The organism is Pseudomonas sivasensis, assembly GCF_052938085.1.
In genome coordinates this window covers 5,479,171-5,498,086 of the sequence record NZ_CP176442.1, presented here as the reverse complement: position 1 = coordinate 5,498,086, position 18,916 = coordinate 5,479,171, and the positions used below count along the sequence as shown (strand labels likewise).

Genomic DNA, 18,916 nt, shown 5'->3' with positions numbered 1-18,916 from the left:
AGCCAGCCTATCTGTAGCTGACCCACTGCTGTCGGGAGCAAGCCCCCTCCCACAGTTTGATCTCCAGTGGGTGTGGGAACTGGCTTGGCTTGAGCCGATCGAGAACCAAACCACCCTCCGTCGGTCAATGTGACCAGCGCCACATCGGCTTCGCCGGCACTGATATATAGTTCACCCCTCGGTTCCCTCTGACTACGAGTGCCCCATGCTTAACAAAGGATTGTTCCTGGCCTGCGCGCTGGCCCTGCTGAGCGCCTGCGATTCCTCCGATAAACCGGCTACGCCGCCCGCGCCTTCAGAGGCGGCAGCGCCGAAACCGGCCAAGGCGGCGGTGGATGTGCCAGCGCTCAAGCAGCGCTACGCCGGGCGTGAGTTGAACGTGGTGGACGTGTCCGAGGTTCAATTGGACGGGGCCAGCACCTTGTCGGTGAGTTTTTCCATTCCCTTGGACCCCGATCAGAAATTCGCCGACAAGCTCCATCTCGTAGACAGCAAGTCGGGCAAGGTCGATGGCGCCTGGGAGCTCTCGGATAACCTGATGGAGCTGCGCCTGCGCCACCTTGAGCCGCAACGCAAACTGGTGCTGACGGTCGACGCCGGTGTAAAGGCGGTCAACGACAACACGCTCGCCGCCGAGTACATCGCCCGCCTGGAAACCCGTGACCTGCAAGCCACTGTCGGCTTTGCCAGCCGTGGCACCTTGCTGCCGACGCGCCTCGCTGAGGGCCTGCCGGTGATCGCGCTGAACGTCGACAAAATCGACGTTGAATTCTTCCGCATCAAGCCTGAATCCCTACCGTCATTCCTGGCGCAGTGGGGGCGCAACACCAGCCTGCAAAGTTATGAATCCCGCGAACTGCTGCCGCTGGCGGATCTGGTCTACGGCGGCCGTTTCGACCTCAATCCGGCGCGCAACACCCGCGAAACCCTGTTGCTGCCGATCGCCGGCCTCAAGCAATTGCAACAACCGGGCGTGTACCTGGCGGTAATGCGCGCGTCGGGCACCTACAACTATTCGCAACCGGCGACGCTGTTTACCCTGAGTGATATCGGGCTGTCGGTGCACCGCTATGCCAATCGCCTGGATGTGTTTACCCAGGCGCTGGAAGGCGGCAAGGCGCTTGATGGTGTGGACCTGGAAGTGCTCGATGCCGATGGCCGTGTGTTGGGCCAGGGCAAGACCGAGAAGGGCGGCCACGCTGAGTTGCCGTTGCCGAAAAAGGCCCAGGTCTTGCTCGCCAAGCAGGGCGAACAGACCAGCCTGTTGCGCCTCGACAGCGCTGCGCTGGACCTTGCCGAGTTCGACATCGGCGGCCAACCCTCGCACCCGTTGCAGTTTTTTGTGTTCGGCCCACGCGACCTGTATCGCCCCGGCGAAACCGTGCTGCTCAACGCCCTGCTGCGCGACAAGGACGGCAACGCCGTCAAGCCGCAACCGGTGAGCGTCGAGGTACGTCGCCCGGATGAACAGGTCAGCCGCAAATTCGTGTGGGATGCTGACGCATCCGGCCTGTATCAATATCAACTGCAACTGGCCGGCGAAGCACCGACCGGGCGCTGGCAGTTGGTGTTCGACCTGGGTGACGGTAAACCGCAGCTGTATGAATTCCTCGTCGAAGACTTCCTGCCCGAGCGCCTGGCGTTGGAACTCAAGGGCAGCGACACGGCGCTGAGCCCGGCGGATAACCCGGTCATCCAGGTTAACTGTCGTTACCTGTACGGCGCGCCTGCGTCGGGTAATCGGGTCAGCGGGCAAGTGTATGTGCGGCCGCTGCGCGAAGCGGTCAAGTCGCTCCCTGGTTATCAGTTCGGCTCGGTCACCGAAGAAGAACTGAGCCAGGATTTCGAACTGGACGAAAGCGTCCTCGACGCCCAGGGCCAGGAAAAACTGACCCTCGAAAGCAAATGGGCCGAAGCTAAATCCCCCTTGCAACTGATCGTGCAGGCCAGCCTGCAAGAGTCGGGCGGTCGGCCGATCACCCGTCGCCTGGTGCAACCGATCTGGCCGGCCGAGCAACTGCCGGGCCTGCGCGGGCTGTTTGACGGCACCGAAACCAATGGTGATGGCCCGGCGGAATTCGAAGTGCTGCTGGCCAATCAGGACGGGCAGAAACTCGCTGCGCAAAACCTCAAGGTGCGCCTGGTGCGCGAGCGCCGCGACTATTACTGGAACTACTCCGACAATGACGGCTGGAGTTACCACTACAACGAGAAATTCCTCAACCTCGACGAACAGACCCTGAATATCAAGGCCGGCGACACCGCCAAGGTCAGCTTCCAAGTGGAGTGGGGGCCGTACCGCGTCGAAGTCGAAGACCCGCAGACCGGGCTGATCAGCAGCCTGCGTTTCTGGGCCGGTTATCAGGCCCAGGACAACACCGAAGGCGGCGCCGTACGGCCCGATCAGGTCAAGCTGGCGCTGGATAAACCGGCCTATGGCGACGGCGACACCGCCAACGTCACCGTGACGCCGCCCGCTGCCGGTAAAGGCCACTTGCTGGTGGAGTCCGCCGAAGGACCGCTGTGGTGGCAGGAAATCGACGTACCGGCCGAGGGCAAAAGCTTCGCCGTGAAGCTTGACCCGAAATGGTCGCGCCACGACCTGTACGTGAGCGCCCTGGTGATTCGCCCCGGCGAGCGCAAAGCCAACATCACCCCCAAACGCGCAGTGGGCCTGCTGCATCTGCCGCTCGATCGCACCCAGCGCAAGCTTGGCGTGACCCTCAGCGCGCCGGAAAAAATGCGCCCCAAACAACCGCTGACGGTGAAGATCGCCGCCAAAAATGCCGACGGCAGCGTGCCGAAACAGGTGCATGTGCTGGTGGCAGCCGTGGACGTCGGCATCCTCAATATCACCGAGTATCCGACGCCCGATCCGTACTCCAGCCTCTTCGGCCGCAAGGCCTATGGCGTGGACCAATTCGACATCTACGGCCAGTTGATCGAAGCCGGGCAGGGCCGTTTGGCCAGCCTGGCGTTCGGTGGTGACGCCGCGCTGGCCAAGGGCGGCAAGCGCCCGGATACCAGCGTGACCATCGTCGCCCTGCAAAGCGCGCCGGTGACGTTGAACGACAAAGGCGAGGGTGAAGTCAGCGTCAATATCCCCGACTTCAACGGCGAGTTGCGCCTGATGGCCCAAGCCTGGAGCGATGACCGTTACGGCATGGCCGAAGCCAAGACCGTGATTGCCGCACCGCTGATTGCTGAACTGTCAGCGCCGCGCTTTCTGGCCGGCGGTGACCAGACCACCTTGGCCCTGGACCTGTCGAACCTGTCGGGCAAGGCGCAGAAACTCGATGTGCAATTGAGTGCCGAGGGGCAGTTGGAATTGGTCAACACTGCCGCGCAGACCGTTGAGCTCAAGCAAGGCCAGCGCACCACCCTGCGCATCCCGGTGAAAGCCTGGGGCGGGTTGGGCAAAGGCAAGGTGAAAGTGACAGTCAACGGGCTGGATCTGCCGGGTGAAAACCTGCCGCCGTTCAGCCGTGAGTGGACCTTGGGCGTGCGTCCGGCCTATCCCGCGTTGCTCAAGCATTACCGCGCAGTGCTTAAAAGCGAACCCTGGAGTTTGCCAGCCGGCACCCTGGATCAGTTCGACACCTCCGGGCGCGAGGCGCTCTTGAGCCTGTCGAGCCGGCCGCCGCTGAACCTCGGCGCACAGATCTCGGCGCTCAAGGCTTACCCCTATGGTTGCCTGGAGCAAACCGCCAGCGGCCTGTACCCGTCGCTGTACGCTGACGATGCCTTGCTCAAGCGACTGAGTATCAAGGGCGAGCCGGATGCCGAGCGCAAGCGCAAGATCGAGCTGGGCATTGAACGCCTGCTGGGCATGCAGCGCTACAACGGCAGTTTTGGTTTGTGGGGCGCTGACGGTGAAGAGGAATATTGGTTGACGGCCTACGTCACCGACTTCCTGCTGCGCGCCCGCGACCAGGGTTTTGCCGTGCCGCCTGAAGCCTTGAAAAAGGCCAGCGAGCGCCTGCTGCGGTACGTGCAGGAGCGCAACCTGATCGAAGTCGACTACAGCGACAACGCCGAACACACACGCTTCGCCGTGCAGGCTTACGCCGGCATGGTGCTGGCGCGCAGTCAGCAGGCGCCACTGGGGGCGCTGCGCAGCATTTTCGAACGGCGCAGCGATGCGCGTTCCGGGTTGCCGCTGGTGCAGTTGGCCATTGCCTTGCAGAAGATGGGCGACCAGCCACGCGCGGACCAGGCCTTGCAGGCTGGCTTGGCAGCCCAACGTAGCGCCAAGGAATGGCTGGCCGACTACGGCAGCCCGCTGCGGGACCAAGCGATGATCCTGGCGTTGCTGGAAGAAAATGACTTGGCCAAGGGCAAGCGTGAGGAGCGTCTGTTCACGTTGTCGGATCAACTGGCTGCCAGCCCGTACCTGTCGACCCAGGAGCGCAATTCACTGTTTCTGGCGGGGCGGCTTGGGTTTGCCAAGCCTGAGGCGAACTGGCAAGTGTCCCTGACCGGCAGCGGCGGTGTGCACGAGTTGAACAACCAGCAGTCGACGTTGGCGCTGGAAGGCAACCTGCTGTCCAGCGACCTGAGCCTGAGCAATCAGGGCGAAACCCCGGTGTACCAGCAACTGACGATCTCGGGTTACCCGCAAGTGCCCCCGGCACCGGGTGGCGACAACCTGAGCATCCGCCGCGAATACCTGGGCATGAACGGCCAGCCGCTGAACCTGCGCAACCTCAATAGCGGCGACCTGGTGCTGGTGCACTTGGCGGTCAGCGCCAAGCAGCGTGTACCGGATGCCTTGGTGGTCGACCTGCTGCCCGCGGGCCTGGAGCTGGAAAACCAGAACCTGGCCCAGAGTGCCGCCAGCTTGGAAAACGCCAGCAGCCAAGTGAAGGAATGGCGCGAGTCGATGCAGAATGCGGCGCTTAAGCATCAGGAGTTCCGCGATGATCGCTACGTGGCGGCGATCAACCTGGACGGCGATGGCACCACGCACCTGCTGTACCTGGCGCGTGCGGTGACTCCGGGCACCTATCGCGTGCCGCCTCCGCAAGTGGAGTCCATGTATCGACCGAACTGGCAGGCGGTGGGAGAGACCCCGGTGGACTTGGTCATTAAGGGTCGTTGAAGAAACAATGTGGGAGGGGGCTTGCTCCCGAGAGCGGTGGGTCAGTTGCCAGATGCATTGACTGAAACACTGCTATCGGGAGCAAGCCCCCTCCCACAGGCGATTGCTGACCGTCCTGGCTTAGTGCACGACCCAACTAAGCAGCCAAAGGCCCAGCAGCAGCCAGATAATCCCCATGATGATCGACGCCCGCATAAACGCGCGTACTGCCGAGTACAGCAGCATCAGGCCGACGATCAGCGTGATGATGCTGATAATCGACGTATCCATGCCCAAGGTTCGGGACAGGCCTTCGACAAAGTTGCCCCCGGCATGAGTCAGGGCCCCGAATAATCCGCTTAGGCCGTCGACGATAAAACGGATGATGGAACCGAGCGCCTGGCCCAACCATTCGAAAAAGCTTTCTACCTGCATGTGCATGTCCTGATAAGAGGTGGGCGTGTCTGTGCCTTTGGTTGTTAATGCAACAGGCTAGTTCCCTACCAGCATAGAGGTTTGCCCGTTTGAATTTGCGTTTAGTTGCCCGCTGGACCCTGGCGACCCTTCTGTTGGTGATTGCCCTGCTGTGGCTGGCCGACCGCATCTGGCCGCTGCCCCTGCCCAAGGACGACTTGGCGCGGGTGGTGCTGGCCGAGGATGGGACACCCTTGTGGCGGTTTGCCGATGCCAATGGGGTGTGGCGCTACCCCGTGCAAACCGGTGAAGTCTCGCCGTATTACCTGGATGCCTTGCTCACCTACGAAGACCGCTGGTTCTACCAACACCCTGGCGTAAACCCGTTGGCGTTGGTGCGCGCGACGTGGCAGAACCTGACCGGCGCGCGGGTAGTGTCGGGCGGCAGCACCTTGTCGATGCAGGTCGCCCGTTTGCTCGACCCGCATTCGCGCACGTTCCATGGCAAGTTGCGTCAGCTGTGGCGCACGGCGCAGTTGGAGTGGCACCTGTCCAAGGAAGAGATCCTCAACCTCTACCTGAACCGCGCGCCGTTTGGCGGCACGTTGCAGGGCGTGGCGGCGGCCAGTTGGGCGTACCTGGGCAAATCCCCTGCGCAATTGACCCATGCCGAAGCGGCCTTGCTCGCGGTACTGCCACAGGCGCCGAGCCGCCTGCGTCCAGATCGGCATCCGCAGCGCGCCCAGGAGGCTCGGGACAAGGTCTTGCGCCGCCTCGCCGAGTTCCAGGTATGGCCGCAATCGGCGGTCGACGAAGCCCTTGAAGAACCGCTGCTACTTGCCCCGCGTCTGGAACCGAGCCTGGCGCCCTTGCTCGCTCGCCGCCTGAACCGCCCCGACAGCCCGCCGCTGATCCGCACGACCGTTGACGCCACCCTGCAACGCCGCCTCGAAGATCTGTTGCTGGGCTGGCGCGCGCGGCTGCCGGAGCACACTTCGGCGGCGATCCTGGTGGTGGAAGAGGAAACCATGGCGGTGCGGGCGTACCTGGGCTCGGTGGATATCAACGACGCCAAGCGCTTTGGCCATGTGGACATGATCAGCGCGCTGCGCTCGCCGGGCTCGACCTTGAAACCCTTTCTGTATGGCATGGCCCTGGATGATGGGTTGATTCACTCCGAATCGCTGTTGCAGGACGTGCCCCGACGGTATGGCGATTATCGACCGGGCAACTTCTCCATGGGGTTTACCGGCGCGGTGCCGGCGAGTACTGCGTTGTCCAGCTCCCTTAACCTACCAGCGGTGCAGTTGCTGGAAGCCTACGGGCCCAAGCGGTTTGCCGCCGAGATGCGCATCGGCGGTGTGCCCTTGGCATTGCCCGCGCTGGCCGAGCCGAACCTGGCGCTGATCCTGGGCGGCGCGGGCAGCCGTCTGGAAGATCTGGTGGGCGGTTACAGCGCCTTCGCCCGGGACGGCAAGAGCGCCTCTATCCGACTGCAGCCGGACGACGCGCTGAGAGAGCGGCCAATGCTGTCGCCGGGCTCTGCTTGGATTGTGCGGCGCATCCTCAGTGGGCAAGCGCGGCCGGATCGCGACCCGCGTGCCGAGTTGGTGCAGCGCCCGGTGCTCGCCTGGAAAACCGGCACCAGCTACGGCTTTCGCGATGCCTGGGCGATTGGCGTGGGGCCGCGTTACCTGATTGGCGTGTGGATCGGCCGACCGGACGGCACGCCCGTGCCGGGCCAGTTCGGCTTGGCGTCAGCGGCGCCACTGATGTTGCAGGTGCACGACGTGTTGACCAACCGCGACAGCCAGCGCGGCATCAGCGCGCCAGTCAAACCGGTGCCGGCCAACGTCGGCGTGGCGGCGATCTGTTGGCCGCTGGGCCAGCCCATGAGCCGCAGCGATCCCAATTGCCGCCGCCAACGCTTCGCCTGGACCCTGGACAACACCACGCCGCCGACCTTGCAGGCGTTGGATCAACCGCTGAGTGTGGGGTTGATGGAAAGCGTCTGGGTCAATGCCAAGGGCTTGCGGGTCGATGCTCATTGCCCCGGCGCAGTCGCCAAGCCTATCGCCCTTTGGCCAGCACCGCTGGAACCTTGGCTGCCAAGGGCCGAACGCCGTGAAGCACGCATCCCAGCCGCCGACGCGGATTGCCCGCCGCCGGCGCTGGCCACGTCTTCACCGTTGTCCATCGTCGGCGTGCGTGAAGGCGACCAACTGCGCCTGCCCGCGGCCAGCCAACAAGCCCTGCGTCTTAAAATCTCCGCCCTGGGCGGCAGTGGTCGACGGTGGTGGTTCCTTAATGGCGCGCCGTTGGGCGACAGCGCCAATCAGGACTTTATCAATGCCAGTTTCGAGCGACTGGGCCGCTATCAATTAAGCGTGCTCGATGAGGCGGGGCAGACGGCCAGGATTGAGTTCAGCGTGGTGGATTAACTTGCCTTCTCTGAATTTCCGCCGGAAGCTACACACCTTCAGGAGCCCCTCCCATGAACCTCGAACACCTCACCGAACGTCTGCACCGCATCCGCGATACCAACGACTGGAAGCAGTTCCACAGCCCTAAAAACCTGGCCATGGCTGCCAGCGTGGAAATGGCCGAGCTGGTGGAAATCTTCCAATGGCTGACCGAAGACCAATCTCGCCAGTTACCCGCTGACAAACTCGCCCACGCCGGCCAGGAAGTCGGCGATATCGTGCTGTACCTGCTGCTGTTGTGCAGTGAGCTGGGCCTGGACATGAATGAGGTGGTGCGCGCCAAACTGGCTGACAGCGAACGGCGGTTTGCCCATGAGTGATCGTCATTTCGACCAGTTGGCTACACGCTTTGCCGAGAAAATCTACGGCGGTGCCAAAGGCGCAATCCGCCTGGCGGTGCTTCAGGCCGACCTGGCCGAAGCCCTGCCGGAACGCCCGTTGCGCGTTCTGGATATCGGCGCAGGCCTGGGGCATATGTCGCTGTGGTTGGCCGAGCGCGGCCACCTGGTGACCCTGGCCGAACCCGCCGAGCCGATGCTTGAGGGGGCGCGCCAGCGCTTCGCCGAGGCCGGGCAAACGGCGACCTTTATCCAGGCGCCCTGGCAAGACCTGCTTGGCCAGCTCACCGAACCTTACGATCTGGTGCTGTGTCACGCGGTGCTGGAATGGCTGGCCGAACCCCATGCGATCCTGCCGGTGCTGCACCAGCTGACCGTGCCCGGTGGCTGGCTGTCCCTGGCGTTTTACAACCGTGATGCGCTGATTTATCGCAACCTGCTCAAAGGCCACTTCCGCAAAATGCGCAAGAACGACATGGCCGGCGAAAAGCAGAGCCTGACCCCGCAACAGCCCCTCGACCCCCGCGAATTAGCGGCGCAACTCGACGGGCTTTGGCAGGTCGAAAGCCAAAGTGGCGTGCGGGTTTTTCACGACTATATGCCGGTGGAATTCCAGGCCCGCGCGGATTTACAGGACCTTGTAGAGATGGAACTCGCTCACCGTCGTCACCCAAGCTTTGCCGGACTTGGGCGTTATTTGCACTGGATCTGCCGTCCGGTTTAAGCGGCCCAGCCTGCGGAGGTCGAAATGCGTCGTCTCTGTTTGATTTTGTTATCCCTTGGGCTGGGCGCGTGCTCCAGCCCTAACCCTTATGTGGCGGCTTCTGCGCCCATGCCACCGGCGCCGGCCCAGGCAGCCACTACGTTCGATGCCAGTGCGTACCCTGCGCCGGTACGCGACTACGGGGCCTACCGTAATTGGGCCTGGCGCGACGGCCAACTGCCGGCGGGCTCGGCATGGGCTGATTCGGCGCAGATTGCCGAAGCCGTCAGCGGCGCCCTCGACCAGCGTGGCCTGCGCCCTTTGCACGACAACCGGGCGCCCGACCTGCTGGTCAGCGCGGATGTGCGCCTTGAGAAGCGTCTCAAGCAAGTCCAGGACGATTATGGCTACGGTTACGGCGGCTATAACCGCTACGGCAATGGCTATGGCATGTACAACTCTGCGCCGATCGTGCGCACCTACGAGGTGACGGTTGCGGTGGTGCGGGTCAACCTGTTTGATGCCCGCAGCGGTCAGCCCGTGTGGAGCACCAGTGCCGAAACTGCCAGCCAGGGCAGCCTCAGCGAACGTGCTGACGCTTTGCGCCAGGCCGTGCAAAAGGCCATGACCGCTTACCCGCCCAGTTAACCGCTATTCTCATTTCAAGCGCAGTTCGCTCTTTGGAGAAAACCATGTTTCGTCGCATCGCTATGCTCGCTTTTGTCGTGCTGCTGGGCGGTTGCCAGACCAACCAGGTCAACCACGATTTTGACGCCAGCCGAGACTTCGGCGCCTACCGCAACTGGGCCTGGAAAGATCCGGCCCTGCAATACCGCCCAGATGATCCACGGATCAAGAGTGACCTCACCGAACAACGCATCCGCCAGGCGGTAGGCGAGCAACTCGACCAACGGGGCCTGCGCCCAGCCGCAGCGGGCACCAAGGCTGACCTGATCGTTCAGGCCTACCTGATCGTCGAAGACCGCCAGCAACAAGTCACCACCAATTACGGCGGCGGCTGGGGCGGCCCGTGGAACGGCTACTGGGGTGGGCCGATGTACAACGAAACGCGCAACATCACCTACAAAGTGGCGACCATCCAGATCGACCTGCTCGATGGCAAGGACGGCAAACTGGTATGGCGCGGCAGTGATGAGCAGATGATGGGCAGCACGCCCAACCCACAGGACCGCAACAACGCGATCCGCACGACGGTGACGCACATCCTCTCCAGCTATCCGCCGCACTGACTTCAGCCGCCGCGATTTGTGGCGCTTGGCCAGCGCACATTCCAAGCCTTGTCTACACTCCACAGCACCTACGGAGAGTAAGCGCTAAGGAGTGCTCGATGTCTCCCGGACTTCGTTGCAGGCAGCGTGGTGCGATCGGCTTGATGGCGGCCTTGACGCTCGGTTTGGCGTTGGTCTTCTTACTGCTGGTGGTCGACAGCGGGCGGCTCTATCTCGAAAAGCGCAAGTTGCAAGGCATTGCCGACATGGCCGCGCTGGAAGCGGTCCAGCGCAATGGCGATTGCCTGGCCGCGAACAACAACACCGCCACCACCTATGCCGGCGCCAGTGCGGTGCGCAACGGCTACATCATTCCCCCCGCCAATGCACTGGACGTTCGCTGTGGTTCGTTGACCACGGCGGCCTCGAATCTAAGGGTGTTTTCCGCAGATGCCACCAAGCGCGATGCGATTCAAGTGATCGCCTCGCGCCCGGTACTGACCAGTGTCGCCGGTGGTATCTGGTCGATGTTCAATGGCGGCGCCTACAGCCTGACCACCCTGTTGACGGCCAAGGCCGTGGCCGCGCCGAAGATTTTGCCGCCCCAGGCACAATTGACGATCAAGTCCACGTTGGTGACGGTCAACTCCACCGATTCCGCCGCGCTGAACCTGCTGTTCGGCAAGTTGTTGGGCGGTAACCTGTCGCTCGATGTGGCCGGTTGGCAGGGGTTGGTGGACACCAATCTCAACCTGTTGAGTTACCTGAACCAGTTGGCACTGAACGTGGGCGTCCAGGCGGGCAATTACGACGAGTTGCTGGCCAAGAACCTCAAGCTCGGTCAACTGATCGATGCGGCGGTAACCGTGCTTCAAGCCGGGTCGGGTACCGCGACGGTGGCCGCCTCAGGGCTTACGAAGATCAATGCATTGGTGGGCAATCTCGACGTGACGCTGGGCAGCCTGTTGCAATTGCAGACAGGGGCAGTGTCCGCCGGGCTTAACACCACGTTGAACGCGTTCCAGCTGGCTGAGGCATTTGTGCAATTGGCCAACAAGAAGAACGGGGTGGTGGCTGCGGTGCCTGTGACCATTCCCGGTGTGACGGCGAATCTCAAGCTCAAGGTCATTGAGCCGCCCATACTGTCCGCGATCGGTGACCCCACCTATGCCAAGAATAGAACCGATGCGAGTACGCGGATTTATGTGCGCACGGCGCAGGTAAGCCTGGGGCTGACAGTGACGCTGCCGGTACTCAACATCCCTGCGGTGAATTTGGTTGTGAACGGCTTGGTCGCTCCGCTTACGGACGTGCTGAACAATTTGCTCAGCCTGAACCTGGCCGGGACTGTCAGTTCGCTGCTGTGTGCCGTGGGAGGCGTTCCTTGTCAGACCACAGACTTGAGGCTGCTGTCTTCCGCCACTAACCCGCCGGTTCCCAGTGTGGATGTGATTCTTGAGCTGGGCATTGCTGAAAGCTATGTCACAGGGTTTACCTGCGCGAGTGACGCGACCAAAACGCTGACCACCCAAACCAATGCGTCGGTGGTGAGCATCAAAGTCGGCCAGAGCCCTACCCTGATCGATTCACTGGGAGCCAGCCCGCCGCTGGCGGCCGTGCCACCGCTGCCGGTGATCGATATCGGCGCGGTGACGTGCCTCAAGCCGCTGCTCGGGCTCGGGCCCACCGTCTGCGATTACCCTAATCGCAAAGCGTTTTATGGCGGGGGGATTGGGATGCTTATCGACCCCAGCGTGGGCTCAGTGACTTCGGCGGGTGGCGCTTACACCTACAACCAGCCACCGGAGATCAAGCAGCCACCGCTCTATCATTCGCTATCGACTGCTAGCCTGGTGACGTCCCTCGGACAGGCTTTGCAAACAGGGCTGAAATTCCAGGTTTACAAGCCCACGGGGTTCAATCTGCTGGGCGGGTTATTGGCGACCAGCGCAACGCTGCTTAACGATTTGAATAGCACGCTGGGCAACGTCATCGGCACTGTCCTTAGCCCAATTGTCGACCCGCTGGTAAACGGCTTGCTGTCCACCTTGGGCATCAACCTCAACAAAGTTGAAGTCGGCGCCAACCTCAGTTGCAGACCTCACGGACAAGCGGCATTGGTGCTTTAAGCCTCCACGATCGGTAACTCCACACAAAACCTGGCGCCTTCTGCGCCATTGACGACGCTCAGTCGGCCGCCCATGTTTTCCACAATTCCGTAGCTCACCGACAACCCCAGCCCCGTGCCCACGCCAATCGGCTTGGTGGTGAAGAACGGCTCGAAAATCCGTTCCAGCAGGCGAGGGTCAATACCGCCGCCGTTGTCCTCGACCCAGATCCGCACGTGGCGGCTGTCGTGCTCGCAATGCAGTGCGATCCAAGGACGCAGTGCCGGGTTCTGTTCGCGATTGCTCAGCAGTGCATCACGGGCGTTGACCATCAGGTTGATCAGTACTTGTTCCAATTGGTCGACGTAGCCTTTGACCTGCACGGTGAAGTCCACCGGGGTGACGCGCAGGTCCATGCCTTTGCCCTTCAAGCCTTCGCTGAGCATCGACAGCGTGCCCTCCACCGCCTGTGCCGGGTCGAAGGGCTGCTGCTCGATTTCCGAGCGGCGCCCAAACACCCGCATATGGTCCACCACCCGCGCCGCGCGCAGCACTTGGGCGTCGATGCGCTGAAGTTTTTCGGTGAGGTAATCGACGTCTGCGTTGCCGCTACTCAGGCGCTTGAGCACGTTGACGATGGCCATGCGCATCACGTTCAGCGGTTGGTTGATTTCATGCGCCAGGCCCGTGGCCATTTCGCCGAGGGTGGCCATCTTGGCGCTTTGGGTCAGCTGTTGCTGGGAGCGGCGCACTTCCGTGTTATCCCGGCCTACGGCTTGCACTTCCACCAGCGCGCCGCGCTCATCAAACACCCCGCGGTCCGACCAGACCCACCAGGCATGCTCGCGGCCAGGCAGTTCCAGGCTGATTTCGGCGGTGCTGACCGGGAACTCCGGAGTCAGTTGGTTGATGCGCTGCTCAAAGGCTTGGCGCTGCTCTACCGACAACCAATGCCCCAGGTTCATCCCCGGCAGCTGCGTGGGCAAACATTCCAGATAGTTGGCCAGCGGTGTGTTGCCGAAGGTCAGGGTCAGGTCTGGTCGGTAGCGGCAGATCATGGCCGGGGAGTCTTCCACCAGGATGCGATAGCGCTCTTCGCTCTTTTTGATCTGTTCGGCGGCCAGGGTCGCTTCGGTGACGTCCAGCCATAGCCCGACGGCCTCTACCGGTAGACCCAGTTCATCGCGCAGCAGCTTGGCTTCGTCGAGCAACCAATGGTCTACGCCGTGTTTATCGCGAACGCGGTAGCGGCTGCGTACGTTGCCTTCGCGAAGCAGTTGGCGAGTGCGCTCGAAGTAGAGGTCACGGTCATCGGGATGAATCCATTCGATAAGACTGGCCGGCGTGCATTCTTCGAGGGTGCGGCCGAGTAGAGGTAGCAGGCTGTCGCTGAAAAACAGCGGCTGCAGGGTGCCTTCGACATACCGTTGTACGTAGATGATTGCCGGTGAGCTGGCGATCAGGTTGTCCAGCCTTGCGTGAGCGGCGGCGGCTTGATGCTGCTGGTTTTTTATATCGCTGATATCCAGCATGAAGCCGATCAGCCGCCGTGTGCTTCCCACCCCTAACGCTTGGCCTTGAACGCGGTACCAAAGGGGGTTTTGTGCGGCGTCCATACGATGCAGACGTACGCTGGTGGACACCGGTTTGCTCGCTGTCTGCAAGTCTTGCAGGCGACTGGCGAGCTCCTGGCGGTCAGCGGGATGGATCAGCATCAGCCAGTCTGTCAGGGCCATGCGCGGGGTGCTGTGGTTGGGGCTCAGGTGCTGTAACAACTGCGGTGCCAGCTGGATCTCTTCAGTGTCTGGTTGGAGTTCCCACCAACCGGTGCCCAGTAACCCCTGCAACGCTTCCAGCCGGTCAAGTTGCTGCTGATGACGCTGCTCGCGAAGGCGGCTGAGTAATGGGGCGGCGATGGCGGCGGTCAGTTGTAGCCAGTCACGGTCACTGGCCTTTTCTTCGCCGCGATAAAACCCGCAAAGCAGCCAGGCGGCAACGCCATGGTCGTCACGGTAGGGCACCAGGAAGCCTGCGGCATTGTTGAAAATGCCCTGCAAACGCGGGTACTCGCTGTGGCCATGGTTCAGGGTCAGGTTCAAGGGGGTCTTGCCGTCGAGGCTGTCCAGCGCGGTTCCCAGGGGCTGTCCGTCGTGCCACAGGGCCGGTGCATCGTGTGCGCGATAGTGGCTGTGGATCAACCAACCCTGCTCCTGGCTATCGAGCAGGGCAATGGCGACACAGGGAATCTGCAAGCATTGCGCAATGCTTTGCAGGTTGTCTTGGAGTTCCTCGGGCAGGCGCGCCAGGCTGCAAACCCACAGTCGCTCACTGATCTGGGCACTCAGGTACTGATTCTGTTCGCGGGTTTCAGCTTGATTGCGGTGGGCAATCAAGTCGCCGATGTCGAGCAGTTGTAATACCCAGCCATCACCTTGAGGTTGAATCCAGCCTCGGGTTTGCAGGACGCGCCCCGCATGCGCCTTGAAATCCAGGTCCAGGGTTTGTCCTTGCCAGTCGCCGGGGCAGCCCTCGATCACCACGGCGCTGTGGGCATCTACATAGTCCAGCAGTGGCATCGGTTGTTGCGAGTCGGTTGTTTTCGCCAAGCGATGGCGCAGCGCGCCGTCGGTTTGCAGCACGCGACCCTGATTATCCAGATAAATGTGCAGGCCGGCGTTCGCGGGGGCGTGTGCTGGCGAAGCAGAGATACCCGGAGGGCGGCCCAGGAGTCGATCGAAAAACCTTTCCCCCGAGTTCAAAACTGCAGGCTCGCTTGGGCCGAGAGCGTCGTAGGCAAGTTGGGCACAGTGCCGAAGCCCGGCAGGACCAGGAAGGGCAGAACGCTCTTGAGGTTGTCGGAGGGGTAATTGATTCGTACGGTCAGCATCCCGGTGCCCGAATAGTCTGCTGTGACATAGGCCGGTACGAATTTGAAGGCCGGCGGCAGCCACTGCAATTGCGCCTGGGCGGCACTGATCGCGCGGGTTTTCAGCGCATCGGTGTAGCCAGGCGTCGTAGGGTCAAGCGCCACGCCGCGTCTCACACCTTCTGCCGTTGCCTGGTTGAACGATTGCAGCAGCAGTAACGGCAGGCTGTAACTGACCAAACCATAAAACACGGCAAAAAAAATCATGAATACCATCGCGAACTCAAGCGCGGCGGCACCTTTCTGTTTTCTAGGGAGGCCCTTTTTCATGACTGCGTCTACCCTGACAACCACTACCTGATATCAGCATAGAATCATTCAGCGAAAAGGGATTTTTTTTACGTGATTCATAGCCTGTTGCTGTTTGTTTGGCTGGCGTTATGCGCCGTGCAAGATATCCGTCAACGCCAGATCGCCAACCGCCTGACGTGGGGTGGGCTGCTGCTGGCGTTGGTTTATTTGCTCTGGAGCGGGTCCACCTGGCTAGGGGCATCCGCTGCCGAGGGCGGGTGGGCGTTTACCCTTGCGCTGCTGTTTACCTTGCCCGGTTATGCCTTAGGTCGGCTGGGCGCGGCGGATGTGAAGTTATTGGCGGCGTTGGCGTTGGCAACCAACAGCCAGTACTTGCTCGGCACGTTTGTCGGCGCAGGGCTGGCGAGCGTTGCATGGTTGTTGGTGGCGCCAAGGATGTGGCCGCTGATGAATCAAGGAGTTAGAAACGCTCTTTGTCACCTTGAGCCGCAGGCGTCAAACAAACAGCCATTTGCGCCCTTTTTATTCGTCGGATTTGTACTCGCTTGGGCTTGGATCCCATTAGTCGTGACGTAGCCTAGTGCTATGTACATAGTAAGAAAGTACGTCTACGTTTAAGGGTGAGTTGTACGGAAAATAAGCGGTTGGAATGGAACGGTTGGTCTTTGGCTTGCCCAGGCATGGAGTCGCGCGTGAACAAGCTTACCTCTCTAGTGAAAGTGCTCGTTGTCGATGATCAACCTTTGATCGTGGAAGAGCTGTGCGAATACCTCGAAAGCAGCGGCTATCGCTGCATCCCATGCCATTCCAGCCTCCAGGCTGTAAAACGTTTCAGCGAAGACGCTGACATCGGCCTGGTGCTGTGCGACCTGCATATGCCGGAAATGGACGGTATCGAGTTGGTGCAGGCGTTGCAGCGTTTGGCCGGTAAACAGCGTGCCTTTGAATCCATCATGCTGACGGGGCGCGCCGACAAACAAGATGTCATCAAGGCCCTGCGCGCAGGAATCGCGGACTATTATCAAAAACCGATCAATCTCCCCGAGTTGCTGGAAGGGTTGCAACGTCAGGAGGCGGTGCTGCAGGAACGGCATAAAAGCCTTGAGCTGGGGCACCTGAACCAGAAGCTGCAATACCTGTCGGCGTCCATCGATGACCTTTATCACGATCTCGACAAGGTGCGTAGCAACCCTCAATCCTCCATCAGCGCCACCGAGGCGCAGGGGGAGGGTGAAGCACTTGATGTGGAGATGCCGGTTATTTTCAAACAGTTGTCACCACGTCAATTGGACGTTGCACGGCTGGTGGGCAAGGGGCAGACCAACTACCAGATTGCCTGTGAGCTGGGCATCACTGAAAACACGGTGAAGCTCTACGTCTCCCAGGTGTTGCGCCTCACCCATATGCATAACCGCACGCAGTTGGCGCTGGCGCTGTCACCGAGCAATTCGGCGATACGCCAGCGGGTGACCGCCCACTAGTTGCTACCGCTCGGCGAGGTACCGCCTTGTTTCTGATCGTAGTACTCAGGAATAGGGTGCTTGTAGCTCTCTATCAGGCGCAGCATGGCGCCCTCGCGTTCAGCGGGGGTCGCCTTCTGCGGCTTGGACGACGCCAGTTGGCCGCTGACCTGCAGCTGTAGCCAGCCTTCAGTCTGTTTCTGTTGAGGCGAAGACGGGCCGGGCTCAATGGCCATGGCGGTCAGGGGCAGCGTTGCCAGCAGCAGGTTGGCGAGCAATGCGAGTTTCATCTGGATTCTCCCTGATTGACTGACTTGATAGGCGCCTGCAAGGCATCTCTGACCGCCGCTATTTGATCCTTGGCGGGCGACGCAGGCGAACGCTTGAGTTGCTGCGCCCGGGCTTGGGCCTGGCTGACTTGAACGGGGCTCAACCCCATGCGACTGACCACTTGCGCGGCCTGCCCCCAGTTGTCCTGGTAGATCAGCAGGGTCACCAGGTTAATGGCGGCCAACTGATTGCTCTGGTTGAGCTCCATGGCGGTGAGGAACTCGAAACGTGCATCGTCCATACGCAGTTGGTTGAGGTAGACCACTCCTAAGTCATTGCGGATTTTTTCATCGGTAGGCGAGAGCTGGGCGGCCCGTTGCAAATGGGCCAGGGCTTTACCGTTGTCGCCCTTGGCGACGGCGAGTTGCCCGAGTCCATGTTCGCCTTCAGCCGACAAGCATGTACCCAGCAGAGTTTTGTACAACGGCTCTGCGTCGTTGCGCCCTAACAGCCGGTAGACCTTTGCTTTGCGCAAGCGTACTTGAGGCAAGGAGTCCGGCAGATTTTGCAGATTGGCCAGGCTGGCGTGCAGCTTGCCGTCGTTGGCCATGTCGTCGGCGAGGTTCAGCGAAAGCTCCTGGTCGGCGCTGGGCTTGGAGCAACTGCCGTTAGCGGCGAACCCGGACCAAGGCGTCTGGCCCAGGTTCGCGCAGCCGCTCATGAGCAACAAACTGCAAGCGGCAATCAGTGTTTTCATCGGTTGTCCTTTCAAGGCCCCATGGCCTTCGAGATGGCGATAAAGCCGGGACCGGCCAGTACGATCAGTAACGCCGGAAACAGAAAGACCATCATGACCACGGACATCTTGGCCGACATCTTGGAAATGTATTCCTGCATGCGCGTCAGGCGCCGGTCGTCCAGCAGTTGCTTGAGTGCCTGCAGCGACTTCATGGCGCCGCCGCCCTGATGCAGCAGCTGTTGCAGAATCGTGCAGGTGTCGCTGAACTCATCGACGCTCAGCATCAGGCTGGTTTTGTTCAACTCTTCGCCAAGCTCCAGGCCCGAGTCCACCCTGGCCAGCACAATGCGCAATTCCGAAGTGAGTACCGGCAGCAGCTTTTGCGCTTCTTGGGACATCACGCGCAAGGTTTGCTCAACGGCCATGCCGGATTCAAACAGGATGCGCAGCAGCGGAATGAAGGTCGAGATTTCCTGGGTGATCTGCTCCTGGCGCCGTTTGGCCAGCGACGCGAGCACGCGCTTGGGCAGCAGGTAGCCGGTGGCCAGCCCGAGGAAGGGCGCTAGCCAAACGGGGTCCGCATCAGGGAAAAACACGCTTTGTATCAGCAGCGTCAGGCCCAGCAGTACCAGTGGCGCGCCCACTTGGCAGGCGGCGAACATCGAGCGCTGCCCGGCCTTGCGCCAGCCAATACGGTTGAGCAGGGTTTGGGTTTCGTTGTCGAGGCTGATGGTGCGTTGGCCAATCCGGGTGTTGCCCAGCGTGCGCAACCATCGGCCTATCTTGTCTTCACGCTCGGTCTCGCCCTGCAGCCGCGAGGTGACCACGCGCTGTTGACGACGGTGAGCGAGGACGTTACCGACCAGCAGTAACGTCGCCGCGAAAAACAATACTGCGCTGATCAACATGGCCAT

Annotated in this window: 15 protein-coding genes; 9 read left to right on the top strand and 6 right to left on the bottom strand. The window is 61.5% G+C overall.

What is annotated here, in order from left to right; genetic code table 11:
• The first annotated feature begins 205 nt into the window (after positions 1-205).
• Positions 206-5,101, top strand: coding sequence for an alpha-2-macroglobulin (locus ACKZ62_RS25465; RefSeq protein ID WP_447095998.1), 4,896 nt, complete (start codon positions 206-208; stop codon positions 5,099-5,101).
• A gap of 120 nt (positions 5,102-5,221) precedes the next feature.
• On the opposite strand, the gene ACKZ62_RS25460 is transcribed toward ACKZ62_RS25465, so the two are convergent.
• Complete coding sequence (locus ACKZ62_RS25460) at positions 5,222-5,515, bottom strand: hypothetical protein (protein WP_032887145.1); 294 nt, start codon at positions 5,513-5,515, stop codon at positions 5,222-5,224.
• 89 nt (positions 5,516-5,604) lie between these two features.
• Here ACKZ62_RS25460 and pbpC point away from each other — a divergent pair, with 89 nt between their 5' ends.
• From pbpC to ACKZ62_RS25430, 6 genes are all read left to right on the top strand, one after another.
• A complete protein-coding gene (pbpC, locus tag ACKZ62_RS25455) occupies positions 5,605-7,935 on the top strand; it encodes a peptidoglycan glycosyltransferase PbpC (protein ID WP_339484445.1) in 2,331 nt (776 codons plus the stop codon).
• Positions 7,936-7,988: 53 nt separating this feature from the next.
• Positions 7,989-8,297 carry a MazG-like family protein gene (locus tag ACKZ62_RS25450; RefSeq protein ID WP_003188211.1) on the top strand — a complete coding sequence of 103 codons (309 nt, stop codon included), beginning with the start codon at positions 7,989-7,991 and terminating at the stop codon, positions 8,295-8,297.
• Positions 8,290-9,039: a methyltransferase domain-containing protein gene (locus ACKZ62_RS25445; protein WP_032887143.1), complete on the top strand. Its 750-nt coding sequence runs from the start codon at positions 8,290-8,292 to the stop codon at positions 9,037-9,039. Before ACKZ62_RS25450 ends, ACKZ62_RS25445 begins: the two co-directional genes overlap by 8 nt.
• A gap of 24 nt (positions 9,040-9,063) precedes the next feature.
• Complete coding sequence (locus ACKZ62_RS25440; protein ID WP_447095997.1) at positions 9,064-9,666, top strand: DUF4136 domain-containing protein; 603 nt, start codon at positions 9,064-9,066, stop codon at positions 9,664-9,666.
• Positions 9,667-9,710: 44 nt separating this feature from the next.
• On the top strand, positions 9,711-10,268 hold the full coding sequence (locus ACKZ62_RS25435; RefSeq protein ID WP_032887141.1) for a DUF4136 domain-containing protein: 558 nt from the start codon (positions 9,711-9,713) through the stop codon (positions 10,266-10,268).
• A gap of 98 nt (positions 10,269-10,366) precedes the next feature.
• Positions 10,367-12,376 (top strand): pilus assembly protein TadG-related protein, encoded by a 2,010-nt coding sequence (locus ACKZ62_RS25430; protein ID WP_447095996.1) that lies wholly within the window; start codon positions 10,367-10,369, stop codon positions 12,374-12,376.
• On the opposite strand, the gene ACKZ62_RS25425 is transcribed toward ACKZ62_RS25430, so the two are convergent.
• Positions 12,373-15,114, bottom strand: a complete 2,742-nt coding sequence (locus tag ACKZ62_RS25425; RefSeq protein WP_447095995.1) for a PAS domain-containing sensor histidine kinase — start codon at positions 15,112-15,114, stop codon at positions 12,373-12,375. The genes ACKZ62_RS25430 and ACKZ62_RS25425 overlap by 4 nt on opposite strands.
• Positions 15,111-15,551, bottom strand: coding sequence for a TadE/TadG family type IV pilus assembly protein (locus ACKZ62_RS25420; protein WP_032887137.1), 441 nt, complete (start codon positions 15,549-15,551; stop codon positions 15,111-15,113). The genes ACKZ62_RS25425 and ACKZ62_RS25420 overlap by 4 nt, the downstream gene beginning before the upstream one ends.
• Before the next feature lie 72 nt (positions 15,552-15,623).
• On the opposite strand from ACKZ62_RS25420, the gene ACKZ62_RS25415 reads away from it, so the two are divergent.
• On the top strand, positions 15,624-16,109 hold the full coding sequence (locus tag ACKZ62_RS25415; RefSeq protein WP_177326438.1) for a prepilin peptidase: 486 nt from the start codon (positions 15,624-15,626) through the stop codon (positions 16,107-16,109).
• A gap of 116 nt (positions 16,110-16,225) precedes the next feature.
• Positions 16,226-17,014, top strand: a complete 789-nt coding sequence (locus ACKZ62_RS25410; protein WP_032887159.1) for a response regulator transcription factor — start codon at positions 16,226-16,228, stop codon at positions 17,012-17,014.
• Here ACKZ62_RS25410 and ACKZ62_RS25405 read toward each other — a convergent pair.
• Genes ACKZ62_RS25405 through ACKZ62_RS25395 form a run of 3 tightly spaced genes read right to left on the bottom strand, consistent with a single transcriptional unit; the run spans position 17,011 to position 18,916 of the window.
• On the bottom strand, positions 17,011-17,283 hold the full coding sequence (locus ACKZ62_RS25405; RefSeq protein ID WP_032887136.1) for a DUF3613 domain-containing protein: 273 nt from the start codon (positions 17,281-17,283) through the stop codon (positions 17,011-17,013). The two genes, ACKZ62_RS25410 and ACKZ62_RS25405, sit on opposite strands and share 4 nt — an antisense overlap.
• Positions 17,280-18,020, bottom strand: a complete 741-nt coding sequence (locus tag ACKZ62_RS25400; RefSeq protein WP_032887135.1) for a tetratricopeptide repeat protein — start codon at positions 18,018-18,020, stop codon at positions 17,280-17,282. Before ACKZ62_RS25400 ends, ACKZ62_RS25405 begins: the two co-directional genes overlap by 4 nt.
• An 11-nt stretch (positions 18,021-18,031) precedes the next feature.
• The gene (locus ACKZ62_RS25395; protein WP_032887134.1) at positions 18,032-18,916 is read right to left on the bottom strand and encodes a type II secretion system F family protein; all 885 of its coding nucleotides are present in this window, start codon (positions 18,914-18,916) and stop codon (positions 18,032-18,034) included.